The organism is Geodermatophilus sp. SMS 5-13, from assembly GCF_059428245.1.
This window is the reverse complement of record NZ_CP165729.1, coordinates 5,670,857-5,683,811: the sequence shown is the minus strand read 5'-3', so window position 1 is coordinate 5,683,811 and position 12,955 is coordinate 5,670,857. Positions and strand designations below refer to the sequence as shown.

14 protein-coding genes are annotated in these 12,955 nt (G+C 73.9%); 8 read left to right on the top strand and 6 right to left on the bottom strand.

Going from position 1 to position 12,955, the window contains the following annotated elements:
* The first annotated feature begins 298 nt into the window (after nt 1-298).
* The 8 genes from rpmH to AB3388_RS27520 all read left to right on the top strand — a co-directional run bounded on the left by rpmH (nt 299) and on the right by AB3388_RS27520 (nt 5,826).
* Nucleotides 299-436, top strand: coding sequence for a 50S ribosomal protein L34 (gene rpmH, locus AB3388_RS27555; protein WP_089305879.1), 138 nt, complete (start codon nt 299-301; stop codon nt 434-436).
* Between the two features lies 1 nt (nt 437).
* Nucleotides 438-806, top strand: coding sequence for a ribonuclease P protein component (gene rnpA / locus AB3388_RS27550; protein WP_495408533.1), 369 nt, complete (start codon nt 438-440; stop codon nt 804-806).
* Nucleotides 803-1,144, top strand: a complete 342-nt coding sequence (gene yidD, locus AB3388_RS27545) for a membrane protein insertion efficiency factor YidD (RefSeq protein ID WP_495408532.1) — start codon at nt 803-805, stop codon at nt 1,142-1,144. Before rnpA ends, yidD begins: the two co-directional genes overlap by 4 nt.
* Nucleotides 1,137-2,219, top strand: a complete 1,083-nt coding sequence (yidC, locus tag AB3388_RS27540) for a membrane protein insertase YidC (protein WP_495408531.1) — start codon at nt 1,137-1,139, stop codon at nt 2,217-2,219. The genes yidD and yidC overlap by 8 nt, the downstream gene beginning before the upstream one ends.
* An 80-nt stretch (nt 2,220-2,299) precedes the next feature.
* Nucleotides 2,300-3,010, top strand: a complete 711-nt coding sequence (locus tag AB3388_RS27535; RefSeq protein ID WP_495408530.1) for a Jag family protein — start codon at nt 2,300-2,302, stop codon at nt 3,008-3,010.
* A complete protein-coding gene (rsmG, locus tag AB3388_RS27530; protein WP_495408529.1) occupies nt 3,007-3,660 on the top strand; it encodes a 16S rRNA (guanine(527)-N(7))-methyltransferase RsmG in 654 nt (217 codons plus the stop codon). Before AB3388_RS27535 ends, rsmG begins: the two co-directional genes overlap by 4 nt.
* A gap of 112 nt (nt 3,661-3,772) precedes the next feature.
* Nucleotides 3,773-4,801, top strand: a complete 1,029-nt coding sequence (locus AB3388_RS27525; protein ID WP_495408528.1) for a ParA family protein — start codon at nt 3,773-3,775, stop codon at nt 4,799-4,801.
* Nucleotides 4,798-5,826, top strand: coding sequence for a ParB/RepB/Spo0J family partition protein (locus AB3388_RS27520; RefSeq protein ID WP_495408527.1), 1,029 nt, complete (start codon nt 4,798-4,800; stop codon nt 5,824-5,826). The genes AB3388_RS27525 and AB3388_RS27520 overlap by 4 nt, the downstream gene beginning before the upstream one ends.
* 77 nt (nt 5,827-5,903) lie before the next feature.
* Here AB3388_RS27520 and AB3388_RS27515 read toward each other — a convergent pair whose 3' ends face one another.
* From AB3388_RS27515 to AB3388_RS27490, 6 genes are all read right to left on the bottom strand, one after another.
* Nucleotides 5,904-6,902, bottom strand: a complete 999-nt coding sequence (locus AB3388_RS27515; RefSeq protein WP_495408526.1) for a D-alanine--D-alanine ligase family protein — start codon at nt 6,900-6,902, stop codon at nt 5,904-5,906.
* Complete coding sequence (locus AB3388_RS27510) at nt 6,899-8,299, bottom strand: aminotransferase-like domain-containing protein (RefSeq protein WP_495408525.1); 1,401 nt, start codon at nt 8,297-8,299, stop codon at nt 6,899-6,901. Before AB3388_RS27510 ends, AB3388_RS27515 begins: the two co-directional genes overlap by 4 nt.
* Before the next feature lie 72 nt (nt 8,300-8,371).
* Nucleotides 8,372-9,526, bottom strand: coding sequence for an N-acetylmuramoyl-L-alanine amidase (locus tag AB3388_RS27505; RefSeq protein ID WP_495408524.1), 1,155 nt, complete (start codon nt 9,524-9,526; stop codon nt 8,372-8,374).
* Nucleotides 9,527-9,650: 124 nt separating this feature from the next.
* Nucleotides 9,651-9,980 (bottom strand): thioredoxin, encoded by a 330-nt coding sequence (gene trxA, locus AB3388_RS27500; RefSeq protein WP_448626260.1) that lies wholly within the window; start codon nt 9,978-9,980, stop codon nt 9,651-9,653.
* An 80-nt stretch (nt 9,981-10,060) separates the two neighbouring features.
* Complete coding sequence (gene trxB, locus AB3388_RS27495) at nt 10,061-11,074, bottom strand: thioredoxin-disulfide reductase (protein ID WP_495408523.1); 1,014 nt, start codon at nt 11,072-11,074, stop codon at nt 10,061-10,063.
* 55 nt (nt 11,075-11,129) lie between these two features.
* Nucleotides 11,130-12,896, bottom strand: a complete 1,767-nt coding sequence (locus AB3388_RS27490) for a protein kinase family protein (protein ID WP_495408522.1) — start codon at nt 12,894-12,896, stop codon at nt 11,130-11,132.
* Nucleotides 12,897-12,955 lie beyond the last annotated feature (59 nt).

Here is a 12,955-nt window from a genome sequence, read left to right as displayed (position 1 = left end):
ACTCCGTTTCCACGGACGTCACTACGGCGTGCCTCGGGAGCCGTCCCGCGCGATTGGTGCAGCCTGGGCGGTCGCCGTCCGGCCGGCCACCGGGGGACGGCGATCCTCGGTTATGCTGGTCGGAGTCTGCAGAGCGCCCGGGCTCCTGCGCAGGTGGAACCTGCCTGCCGGTCGTCTCCGCAGGAACCAGCTTCCGGGGCTTCCCGGGTGCGGCTCGCGCCGCGTCCGCGTAGGGCCCCGAGCGTGTCCGTCGGCCGGCGGGCACGCGACCGCCGATGCCGTGTAGTGGGAGTACCTCGTGAGCAAGCGCACGTTCCAGCCGAACAACCGTCGTCGGTCCAAGACTCACGGCTTCCGGCTGCGGATGCGCACCCGCGCGGGCCGGGCGATCATCGCCGGCCGTCGGCGCAAGGGTCGCGAGAAGCTCTCCGCCTGAGGTGTTGCCCGCGCAGGCACGCCTGCGCCGGCGTCCGGAGTTCACCACGGTCGTCCGGTCGGGGCGGCGCGTCGGGCGGCCGACCATGGTGCTCCACTACCTCCCGCAGCGCCCCGAGCTCCCCGCCGGGGTCGATGGACCGCGCGCGGGTTTCGTCGTGGGCAAGGCGGTCGGCAACTCAGTGGTCCGCCACCGGGTGACCCGCCGGCTGCGCGCCGTCGTCCGCGACGAGCTGCACCGCCTGCCCCCCACCGCCGACCTGGTGGTCCGCGCCCGTCCCGAGGCCGCCGAGGCGTCCTCCGACCGGCTGCGCCGTGACCTGTCGGCGGGGCTCGACCGCCTCCTGCCCGAGCGGGTGCGGTCCTCGTGAGCGGCGCCCTCCTCGCTGCCGTCCGCTTCTACCAGCGGGCGATCAGCCCGGCGCTGCCCCCGCGCTGCCGCTTCTACCCCTCGTGCAGCGCGTACGCGCTCGAGGCGATCGAGCGCCACGGCGCCGCCCGCGGCACCTGGCTTGCGCTGCGCCGGCTGGTGAAGTGCGTGCCCTGGCATCCCGGCGGGGTGGACCTGGTGCCCGAGCCCCGGTCGCGCCGCCGTCCCGGAACCCCTGACCCGGGCCGCTCGTCGTCCACAGCGGCGCCCGTGCGGGTGCCCGACCTCGTCACCCCGCCGGCCCGACGGGCCCCGCAGGAGGAGTCCTCCCTTGCTTGACTGGCTCTACACCGCCATCTCGTGGGTGATGAAGCAGTGGCACGCCCTCTTCGCCACCTTCCTCGACCCGGCCGGCGGCCTCTCGTGGGCGCTGTCGATCATCTTCCTCGTCGTGACGATCCGGCTGCTGCTGTTCCGGCTGTTCATCCGGCAGGTGAAGTCGCAGCGGGCGATGCAGGAGATCCAGCCGGAGATCCAGGCCCTGCGCAAGCAGTACGGCAGTGACCGGCAGGGCTTCAGCCAGGCCGTCATGGCGCTGCAGAAGGAGCGCGGGGTCAACCCGCTGGCCGGCTGCCTGCCGATCCTGCCGCAGATCCCGGTCTTCATCTCGCTGTTCCACGTGCTGCGGAGGATCCAGCCCGGGGCGGCAGGGCTGTACAGCTGGTCGTACGAGCTGACCCAGCAGGCGGCTACCGCCAAGCTGTTCGGCCTCGCGCCGATCTCCGCGTCGTTCGTGATGCAGGACCCGAAGAAGTCCGCCGTCCTCGAGCTCACCAACGGCAGCTACACGCCGATCCGCGTGGTCGCGATGGTGCTCATCGTGATCATGTGCGTGACCACGTTCTTCACGCAGAAGCAGATCATGAAGCGGTCCGGCCCCGTCGAGGGTCAGGCGGCGATGGTCCAGAAGTTCATGCTCTACGGGATGCCGCTGAGCCTGTTCGTCTCGGGCTTCTTCTTCCCGATCGGCGTCCTGCTGTACTGGTTCACCAACAACCTGTGGACCCTCGGCCAGCAGTTCTACATCCTCAAGAAGATGCCGCCCCCGCCCGGATCGCCGGCCGCCAAGGCCGCCGCCGAGGCGGAGCGGGCCGCCCGCGGCCCCCAGTCGCTCGCGCCCAAGCCGGGCGCCAAGCCCGTCCGCGGCAAGGGCGGCCGCCCGGTGACCCCGCCGGCGGCGCCGTCCGGTGACGGTGCGACGGCCGGCGGCTCGGACGGCGGCACCGCTCCGGCCACGCCGGCGGCGGGCGACGCGTCCACGGGTGACGGCACGCAGCCGAACGGTGGCCGGCCGGGCAGCGGCAAGCCCGGCGAGTCCGGCCCGTCCGGCAAGGCGAAACGAAAGCGCCGCTGACCGGCGCCCCCGCGTCCTCGCCGGACGCCCGCCGGCGCGCGCCGGCCCCAGACCACCCGGACCGACGAGGAGGAACCTCCGTGAGTGCTCCGCAGCAGCCCGCGACCGACACCGCCGCCACGGCCGAGGCGACATCGGGCGCCGTCCTGAGTCCCGCGCCCGCGGGCGGGCCGGTCGACCCCGACGGCCGCCCCGGCCTGCCGGACGCCGACGCCGCCAGCGACGACGCGCTCGTGGACGACGCCGACGACCAGGACGAGGACGACGACGCGGACGACCCGGAGGACGACCCGGAGGACGACCCGGCCGAGGACGACCCGGCCGAGGACGACGACCTGCTCGTCCGCGAGGGTGACGTGGCCGGCGACTACCTGGAGCGGCTGCTCGACATCCTCGACGTGGACGGGGACATCGACCTCGACGTCGAGGGTGACCGGGCCTCGGTCGCGATCGTCGGCGGCAAGCTGGACAACCTGATCGGCCCCGACGGCCAGGTGCTCGAGGCGCTGCAGGAGCTCACCCGCCTCGCCGTCGCCCAGTCCACCGGCGTCCGCAGCCGGCTCATGCTGGACGTCGGTGGCTTCCGGGCCAAGCGGCGCTCCGACCTGTCCGCGCTCGCCGGCGAGGCGGCCCGGCGCGTGGCGCAGAGCCGGCAGCCGGAGCGGCTGACCCCGATGAACCCGTTCGAGCGCAAGGTCGTGCACGACGTCATCGCCTCGGTCGCCGGGGTGCGCAGCGAATCCGAGGGCGAGGAGCCGAACCGGCGCGTCGTGATCCTGCCGGACGCGTGAGCAGTACGGACGGATCTGTTCCACCGGCCCCGGAGGCGGCACGCGCCGTCTTCGGGGCCGCTCTGCCCGCCGCGGAGCGCTACGTCGCGCGGCTGGCCTCGGACGGGGTGACCCGCGGCCTGATCGGGCCGCGCGAGGTGCCCCGGCTGTGGGAGCGCCACGTCCTCAACAGCGCCGCCGTCGCCGAGGCGGTGCCGACGGACGCCCGCGTGGTGGACGTCGGCAGCGGGGCGGGCCTGCCCGGGATCCCGCTCGGCCTCGCCCGGCCCGATCTCACGCTCACCCTGGTCGAGCCGATGGCCCGGCGGGTGGAGTTCCTCGAGGAGGCGGTGGCCGAGCTGGCGGCGCCCTGGCGGGTGGTGCGCGGCCGCGCCGAGGAGCGGTCGGTCGCCGCCGCGGTGGGCGCTGTGGACGTGGTCACGGCGCGGGCGGTGGCCGCGCTCCCCCGGCTCGTGGCCTGGTGCCGCGGGCTGCTCAGGCCCGGCGGCCAGCTGGTCGCGCTGGTCGGGGCCCGCGCGGTCGAAGAGCTGCCCGGACTGGTTCCGGAACTGGAGGCCGCAGGCATGCGGAACGTGCACGCGCGGGCTGTCGGTGCGGAGTTGGGGGACGCTGCCACTACCGTGGTGGTCATGACGCGCGGGGCACGATGACCGGAGCGTCGCAGACGATGACCCGTCCGCTGTTCCACGTGGAACCCAGACCCTTGCCCGCGCCCGTTCCACGTGAAACGCGCCGCGGTACGAACGGCAGGAAGGACCCGCGATGACCGACCCGGGTGAGCGGTTGCGGAGCAGTCTCACCGCCGATCAGCCCGCTCCGGGGACGGAGTTCGACAGCCCCATCGCGATGGAGGCGCTGCGGGCCACCCGCGTCCTGCACGCGGCGGACCAGGATCCCTTCCCGGCGCCCGGCCGGCTGCGGGTCATCACGATCGCCAACCAGAAGGGCGGCGTCGGCAAGACGACGTCCGCGGTGAACCTCGGCGTCGCGCTCGCGCTCTACGGGCTGCGGACCCTGGTGATCGACCTCGACCCGCAGGGGAACACGAGCACGGCCCTCGGCGTCGAGCACACCGTCGGGACGCCGTCGGTCTACGACACCCTGATCGGCGACAGCCCGCTGTCGGCGGTCACCCACCCCACCACGGCGAGCCCGCTGCTCTCCTGCGTCCCGGCGACGATCGACCTGGCCGGCGCCGAGATCGAGCTGGTCTCCGTGGTCGCCCGCGAGTACCGGCTGCGCCGCGCCATCGAGGCGTACGTGCACTCGCTGCCGGAGGACAAACGGCCGCAGTACGTGCTCATCGACTGCCCGCCGTCCCTGGGGCTGCTCACCCTCAACGCCCTGGTGGCCGGCGACGAGGTGCTCATCCCCATCCAGTGCGAGTACTACGCGCTGGAGGGGCTCGGGCAGCTGCTCAACAACATCGACCTGGTCCGCGCGCACCTGAACCCGGGCATCGCCGTCCGCACCATCCTGCTGACCATGTACGACGGGCGGACGAAGCTCGCCGACCAGGTGGCCGAGGAGGTCCGCAACCACTTCGGGGACCTGGTGCTCACGGCGGTCATCCCCCGCAACGTGCGGGTGTCGGAGGCGCCGGGCTACGGGCAGTCGGTGCTCACCTACGATCCCGGGTCGCGCGGCTCGACCAGCTACGTGGAGGCGGCCCGGGAGCTCGCCGAGCGCGGCGTCGGGCTGCCGCCCCTGGAGCGCGCGCCGGCGGGCGTCGCTCCGCATTCCTACGCAGACCCGGTCATCCCCACTGACCCCTCGACGGAGAACCGATGACGAAGCGTGGCGGGCTCGGCCGCGGCCTGGCGGCCCTGATCCCCACCGCTCCTCCCCCGCCGGAGTCCCCGGCCGCCGAACGGCCGTCCGTCGTCGCGGCGCCGGTTCCCGCGGCGGTTCCGTCGTCCGATGACGAGCCGGCGGAGGAGCCGGCCGCGCCGGTCCGCCCGGCGGTCGCGCCCGCGCCGGCCGAGGAGGCCGTCGGCGTCCCCGGGGCGCAGCTGCGCGAGGTCGCCGTGGACGACGTCGTCCCCAACCCCAAGCAGCCGCGGCAGGTCTTCGACGACGAGGCGCTGGAGGAGCTCACCCACTCCGTGCGGGAGTTCGGCCTGCTGCAGCCGATCGTCGTCCGGGAGAAGTCCGACGGCGGCTACGAGCTCATCATGGGCGAGCGGCGGCTGCGGGCGGCCAAGGCCGCCGAGCTCACGACCGTGCCGGCGATCGTCCGGGACACCACGGACGACGCCCTGCTGCGCGACGCGCTGCTGGAGAACATCCACCGGGTGCAGCTCAACCCGCTCGAGGAGGCCGCGGCCTACCAGCAGCTGCTCGAGGAGTTCGGCGCCACCCACGAGGAGCTGGCCAGCCGGATCGGCCGCAGCCGGTCGCAGGTCACCAACACCATCCGGCTGATGAAGCTGCCGGTGAAGGTGCAGACCCGCGTCGCCGCCGGCGTCATCTCCGCCGGGCACGCCCGCGCGTTGCTCGGCCTGGCCGACGCCGAGGCGATGGACGCCCTGGCGACCCGCATCGTCGCCGAGGGCCTGTCGGTGCGGGCGACCGAGGAGGCCGTGGCGATCGCGGCGGCCGAGGAGCCGACCGCCAAGCGCCGGCCGCGGAAGATCAGCGCGCCGGGGGTCGAGGACCTCGGGGCGCGGCTGTCCGACGTCTTCGAGACCAAGGTGAAGGTCCAGATCGGCCGGGCGAAGGGCCGCATCGTCGTCGAGTTCGGTTCGGTCGACGACCTGCAGCGCATCGTGGGTCTGATGGCACCCGACATCACCGGCCGCAGATCCGACTCCTGACCAGCAGTTACGAGGAAGGCCCCATTACGTCACGGACGTAATGGGGCCTTCCTCGTCGGGCGGTCGGCGCCCGAGGTTCAGCGCGGGGTGCCGGCCCGGCGGGCGAGCAGCCGGCCGAGGACGTCGCCGAGGTCGTGGCCGGCCGCCTCGACGGCCATCGGGAACATCGAGGTCTCGGTGAGCCCCGGGGAGACGTTCACCTCGAGGAAGTGCACCTGCCCGTCCGGCGAGACGATGGCGTCGGTGCGGGAGAGGTCGGCGAGGCCGAGCACCTCGTGCACCCGGACGGCGAGCGTGGCGGCGCGCTCGGCGACGTCGTCGGTCACCCGGGCCGGGGTGTGGTACTCGGTGAGCCCGGGCGTGTACCGCGCGGTGTAGTCGAAGACGCCGGACTCGGGGGCGATCTCCACGGCCGGCAGCGCGACGGGCCCGTCGCCGAGGTCGACGACGGACAGCGCCAGCTCCACGCCCTCGACGTAGCGCTCCACCATGACCGTGTCGCCGTAGGCGAAGCAGCTGACCATGGCCGCCGGGAGGTCCTCCACCCGCGCGACCTTCTGCACGCCCAGCGACGAGCCGCCGGACGCCGGCTTGACCATCAGCGGCAAGCCGAGGCGGGCGACGATCAGGTCGAGGACCGCGCCGGCGCCCAGCTCGCGGAAGGTGCTGTGCGGCAGGGCCACCCAGTCCGGCGTCGCGATCCCGGCGGAGGCCACGACGGACTTCGCGGCCGGCTTGTCCCATGCCAGCCGGCAGGCGGCGGCCGGCGAGCCCACGTACGGCACACCGGCGAGGTCGAGGACCGCGCGCAGCGACCCGTCCTCCCCCGTGGCGCCGTGCAGGGCGATGAAGACGGCGTCCGCCGGCGCGGCGGTCAGGCCGGGCAGCAGCTCGGCGTCGGCGTCCCGCAGCTCGGCCTCCAGGCCGTGCCGGGTGAGCTCCTCGACCACCTGGGTGCCGGAGGAGAGGCTGACCTCCCGCTCGAAGGTCAGGCCCCCGGCCAGGACGACGGCGCGCAGCGGGTGCGGTGCCTCGTCGGCTGCCTCGGTCGGGGCTGCTGCGGGCTCGGTTGTCACCGGCGGTCCTCGTATCGGTCGCTGTTGGCAGGGCCCACGAACGGCTCGACGTCCGGCACCGTCGGCGGGTGGGTGCCCGGGATGGCCCGGAACGTGCCCGTGTCGATCTTGTCGAACGTGGAGTGCAGGTCCAGCTCGGCCTCGATGACCCGCGCCAGCCGGCGCACGCCCTCCCGGATCTGGGCCGGCTCGGGGTAGCAGTAGGACAGCCGCATGTACTCCCGGCCCGAGCCGTCGGCGTAGAAGCCGATGCCGGGCACGTAGGCGACGTGGGCGTTGACCGCCCGCGGCTGCATGAGCTTGGCGTCCAGGCCGTGCGGCAGCTTCAGCCAGACGTAGAAGCCGCCGTCCGGCTCCGTCCACGTCGTCCCGGTCGGCATCAGCGCGGCCAGCGACTCGAGCGTGGCGTCCCGGCGCTCGCGGTAGAGCTCGGCGAACAGCTTGATCTGCTGCTGCCAGGGCTGGGTGTCCAGGTAGCGCGCGACGGCGTACTGGGTCAGGGACGGCGGGCAGAGCACCTGCGCCTCGGTGGCCAGGACCAGCTTCTCCCGGACGGCGAGCGGCGCGAGCACCCAGCCCACCCGCAGGCCAGGGGAGAACGTCTTGGAGAACGAGCCGAGGTAGATGACCCGCTGGGAGTTGCGCGCACGCAGCGCCGGCATCGGCTCGCGGTCGAAGCCGAGCAGGCCGTACGGGTTGTCCTCGATGACCAGCAGGTCGTAGCGGTCGGCGAGGTCGATGATCGCCCGCCGGCGCGGCTCGGAGAGCGTGACGCCGGCCGGGTTGTGGTAGTTCGGCACCGTGTAGAGGAACTTCACCCGGTCGCCGTTGGCGCGGCACTCCAGCAGCGCCTGCTCCAGCGCCTCGGGGATCAGGCCGTCGTCGTCCATCGGGACGTGCCGCACCCGCGCCTCGGCGGCCTGGAAGACCCCCAGCGCGCCGACGTAGGACGGGCCCTCGGCGAGGATGACGTCACCGGGGTCGCAGAAGACGCGGGTGACCAGGTCCAGGGCCTGCTGCGAGCCGACGGTGACGACCACCTCGCTGGGGTTGGCGTCGGTGATCCCCTCCAGCGCCATTACGTCGCAGATGCGCTCGCGCAGCCGCGGATCACCCTGGCCGGAGCCGTACTGCAGGGTCTGCGCGCCCATGCCCGAGACCAGCTCGCCGATCATCGAGCCGACGGCGTCCAGCGGCAGGGCGGTGACGGCGGGCATGCCGCCGGCGAGGGAGACAACCTCGGGCCGGCTCACCACCGAGAACAGCGCGCGGATCTCCGAGGTCTTCATCCCGTGGGTCCGTGCTGCGTACCGGTCCGCCAGCGGGTCGAGCCGCGGATGCCGCGGCGTCACGTGCGAGTGCGGGTGCGCACCGGGACCGGACGGGGTGGAAGCCACCTTCAGGAGTGTAGGCAGTGCACTTCGTCGTCCTCCGGACGACACCGCGGCCCGGTGCCGGAGCTGGCCTCGTCAGGCCTGGGCGGGCAGGACGAACGTGCCGGTCGGCGGGTCGGCCTCGGGCGCGAGGTAGAGCCGCTGGACGGCGGCGAGGACGGCGTGGGCGAACGTGCTGCGCAGCCGGGCGTCGAGCAGCAGCAGCCGGTCGACCGGGTGGGAGAGGTAGCCGCAGTCGATCCGGACGGCGGGCATCCGGGACATCCGCAGCAGGTCCCAGGTCTTCGGGTGCGAGCCGAGGTCGAGCATGCCGGTGCGGGCGATGACCTCGCGGCGCACCAGGTTGGCGAACTGCTCGCCGACGGTGGAGGAGGCTCCCGAGCCGGTGCCGTAGTAGTAGCTGGCCACCCCGCGGGCGTGCTCGGAGGTGTGCGCGTCGAGGTGCAGCGAGAGGAACAGGTCGGCGCGCGCCTGGTTGGCGAAGCTGGTGCGCTCGGACGGCGTCGGGTTCTGGCGCCGTCCCCGGGTCAGGTACACGGTGGCGCCGGCGGCGGCCAGCCGTCCCTCGATGCGCGAGGCGAGGTCGAAGACCAGGTCGGCCTCGGTCGTCTCGCCCGCGGTGTAGCCGGTGTCGGGGCCGCCGTGGCCGGGGTCGATGACGATGCGCCGGCCGATGAGGTGCGGCCCGCTCTCCACGAACGAGGCGCTCTGCCGCAGCAGCTGGGGCCGTCCTCCGACCACCTTGCGGCCGAGCTGGCGCAGCGCCCGGAGGGTGGCCGGCCCGCAGGTGCCGTCGGAGGTCAGTCCGTAGTCGCGCTGGAAGGCGCGCAGGCCGGACTCGGTCTCGGGGCCGAAGACGCCGTCCACCGGCCCGGCGTCGTAGCCGAGCTCGTGCACCCGCTCCTGCAGGCCGGTGACGTCGTCGCCGCGCATCGGCCGCTCCGGGTCGTAGCGCAGCAGCCGGTCGCCCAGCGACCAGCGCGCCTCCGACAGGGCTCGGTAGGTCTCCTCGCCCACCCGCCCGTCGACGGACAGGCCGCGCACCTGCTGGAAGTGCCGCACCGCCAGTTCGGTGGCCGCGTCGTAGACGGCCGAGTCGGTCGGCGCCGCGTCGGCGGGGCCGTCGGGGGCAGGGGGAAGCAGGCCCAGGGTGCGCAGCGCGGCGTGCACGTCGGCCACGGCCGGGCCGCGGTCCCCGGTGCGGAGGGGCTGCATGCGGCTGTCGCTCATCGTGGGCCGATTGTCGCCCGCCGTGGCAGGCGCGGCCCAGCGGGGGTCCGCCCGGACGTGTCAGGGCCCGTCCGACCGGGTGGTCGGACGGGCCCTGTGGTCACGCTGCGTACGGGGTCCCTGATCAGCCGATGTAGTCGGCCAGGTCGGAGAGGATCGCACCCTTCGGCTTCGCGCCGATGATGCTCTTCACCGGCTTGCCGCCCTGGAAGACGGTCATCGTCGGGATGGACATGACCTGGTAGTCGCGGGCGATCTGCGGGTTCTCGTCGATGTTCAGCTTGGCGATGGTGAGCTTGTCGCCGTGCTCGGCGGCGATCTCCTCGAGGACCGGGGCGACCATCTTGCACGGCCCGCACCACTCGGCCCAGAAGTCCACGAGGACGGGCTTGTCGCTGCCCAGCACCTCGTTGGCGAAGCTGGCGTCGGTGACCGTCACGGTGTTGCCTGCCATGGTCGTACTCCCTGTTCTGTTGCTCGAAGTCGCTGGTGGAAGAACCAGCTCGGTGGTCGTTCTATGCCCGGAGCGAGCGCTCAGCGCTCGTCGAAGGTCTCGGCGAGCCAGCGCTCGGCGTCGATGGCCGCCGCCGCGCCGGTGCCGGCCGCGGTGATCGCCTGCCGGTAGATGTGGTCGACCACGTCGCCGCAGGCGAAGACACCGTCGATGTTGGTGCGGGTCGTCGGGTGCTCCACCAGGACGTATCCGGCGTCGTCCAGCTTCAGCTGGCCGGCGAACAGCTCGCTGCGCGGGTCGTGCCCGATCGCGACGAACACCCCGCTGACCGTCATCTCCTCGGTGCCGCCGCTCTCGACGTCGGTCAGCTCGACCCCGCGGACGGTGTCGTCGCCGAGGACGTCGGTCACCTGCTTGCCCAGCGCCCAGCGGATCTTCTCGTTGTCCTGCGCGCGCTTCTGCATGATCTTCGAGGCCCGCAGCTCGCTGCGGCGGTGGACGACGGTGACGCTCTTGGCGAAGCGGGTGAGGAAGGTGGCCTCCTCCATCGCGGAGTCGCCGCCGCCGACCACGACGATGTCCTGGTCGCGGAAGAAGAAGCCGTCGCAGGTGGCGCAGGCCGAGACGCCGCGGCCGAGCAGCCGCTGCTCGTTGTCCAGGCCGAGGTAGCGGTACTTGGACCCGGTCGCCACGATCACCGCGTGCGCGAGGTGCGTCTCGTCGCCGACCTTGACCACCTTGGGGTTGGCGGTGAGGTCGACCTCGGTGACGTCGCGGGGCTGCAGCTCGGCGCCGAAGCGCTCGGCCTGCGTGCGCAGGTCGTCCATGAGCTGCGGGCCCTGGATCCCCTCCGGGAAGCCCGGGAAGTTCTCGACCTCGGTGGTGGTCATCAGCGCGCCACCGAACTGCGAGCCCTCGAACACGAGGGGGTGCAGGTTCGCCCGGGCCGCGTAGGTCGCCGCGGTGTAGCCCGCCGGGCCGGACCCGATGATGATCAGGTCGCGGATGCCGTCGTGCTCGGCCGGGGGGATGGCGGGATGCGCCGGGTCGGTGCCGACCGCCGGTCCGGGCGTCGGCTGGGGGTTCGTCGTCACGGGCCGCACAACCCCGATGGTAGGGGCGGCATTCCCCCGCGGCCCCCGGACGCGTTTAGCCGGCGGTGCGGACGACGACCTCGGCGAGCTCCCCGCTGAACCCGTCACCGCTGTCGACCAGGCCGGTGACCCACACCAGCACGAAGCGGGCCGTGGTCGGCTGGGCGAAGGTCATGTCGGTGGTGCCGTCCACTGTGCCGGACGCGGCGACCGCGTAGCTGTCCAGGCTGCCGTCGGGGCTGCCGCCGGTGCGCACGTCGACGGTGATGCCCGGCGTGCTCGTGGTGAGGGTGACGGCGGCCAGGTTCTGGTCGCTGCCCAGGTCGTAGAGGATGCCGACACCGGGCTTGAGGTTGCCGAACGCCGGCGAACCGCGGTAGTGCAGCGTCGACCAGGAGGTCGACGGGTCGTTGTCGTAGCTGTTCGGGACCTCGTCGTCGTTCTCCGGCTGGCCGTCGCCCTCGGGGTCGAAGACCTCCGCGCTGACGATCGCGGCCGGGGCGCCGGCCGCAGGTGCGGCGCTGCTCGATCCGGCGCCGGCCGACGTGCCGGGCGGCGGCGTGGAGCCGCCGACCTCGTCGACGGAGCCGGCGACGGAGAGCACGTTGCTGCCGAACCACCAGGCCAGGGCGATCACCACGGCGAGGGCGGCCACGGAGATGCCGACGACGGCGAACCGGCGGCGCGCGCCGGGCTCCTCGGTCTCGCCGATGTCGGTGCTGCCGGTGTCGTGGTAGTCGTCGTCGCCGTACCCGTCGTCGGCGTAGTCCTCGTCGTCGTACCGCTCGTGGGCGTAGCCGCGGGCCGGGAGGACTGCGTCGAGGTGGTCGGAGGTGCGGGTCCACGGCTGGTCGGCGGGGGGCGGCCCCGTCGGCGGCAGCGGCCGGGGCGGGGGCACCGGCGGCAGGGTCTGCGGATCCAGCCGGACGGGGGAGTCGACGCTGATCGTCGGCGCCGGCGGCTCGTCGGCGGCCGGCGGCGCGGCTGCCTCGGCCGGGTCGTCGTCGGCGTGGCCGGCCCGGTGGGCGTCGTCCTCGCGGCGGCGCAGGTGGCGCAGCCAGCCGCTGTCGGACTCGGTGCGGTCGGCGGGCACGGGGCCGCCGGTGCGCGGCCGCTCGTTGAGCAGCGACACCATGGCGGCCACGCTGGAGAGGCCCTGGCCGGGCTCGGTGGAGCGGGCGCGACGGACGAGCGCGGCGAGATCGGGCGGCACGCCGGGCCCGGCGCCGCGACGGGTGCCGCGGCCGGCCGCCTCGACCGCCTGCGGGCCGCCCAGGCAGGCCTCCAGCAGGGCGCCGAGGGCGGTGATGTCGCCCTGCACGGTGCCGCTCGCCGCGGGCACGGCCCGCAGCCCCACGAGACCGTTCGGGCGCAGGACGACGTGCTCGGGGGTGAGGCCGCCGACGGCCAGCCCCACGCGGTGCGCCTCGGCGACGCCCTCGGCCAGGCGGCGGATGATCGTGCGCGCCTCCCGCTGCGGCAGCGGCCCGCGCTGCAGCCGGTCGGCCAGGCTCTCGCCGTCGATCCACTCGTTGACGACGTACGCGGCGCTGCCCGGCGCCTGCGCGTCGTCGGTGCCCTCCGCCGCGTCGTAGACCATCGCGAGCGCAGGGGTGGCCAGCCCGCCGGCGGTGAGCGCGCGGGCGATCCAGGCGTGCGCGGCGGGACCGCCGGGGGTGTGCACGCGGATCGCGACGTCGCGGTTGAGCACGCGGTCCTTGGCCCGCCACGAGCGGATGACGCCGGTGGGCGTGGGCTCGTCGGCGCCGACCTGGTCGAGCGGGCGGTAGCGGTCGGGAAGACCGGTCGTCGTGGACGTCACGGACGACCCCCTCTTCCTGTCACTCCCGGCGGCGCCGCGCCCCGGGGACGGCGTGTCTC

Excerpts from the sequence above, each read along its gene's own strand:
- AB3388_RS27525 (WP_495408528.1), top strand. The coding sequence starts at position 3,773 with ATGACCGACCCGGGTGAGCGGTTGCGGAGCAGTCTCACCGCCGATCAG.
- AB3388_RS27520 (WP_495408527.1), top strand. The coding sequence starts at position 4,798 with ATGACGAAGCGTGGCGGGCTCGGCCGCGGCCTGGCGGCCCTGATCCCC.
- AB3388_RS27505 (WP_495408524.1), bottom strand. The coding sequence starts at position 9,526 with ATGAGCGACAGCCGCATGCAGCCCCTCCGCACCGGGGACCGCGGCCCG.
- trxA (WP_448626260.1), bottom strand. The coding sequence starts at position 9,980 with ATGGCAGGCAACACCGTGACGGTCACCGACGCCAGCTTCGCCAACGAG.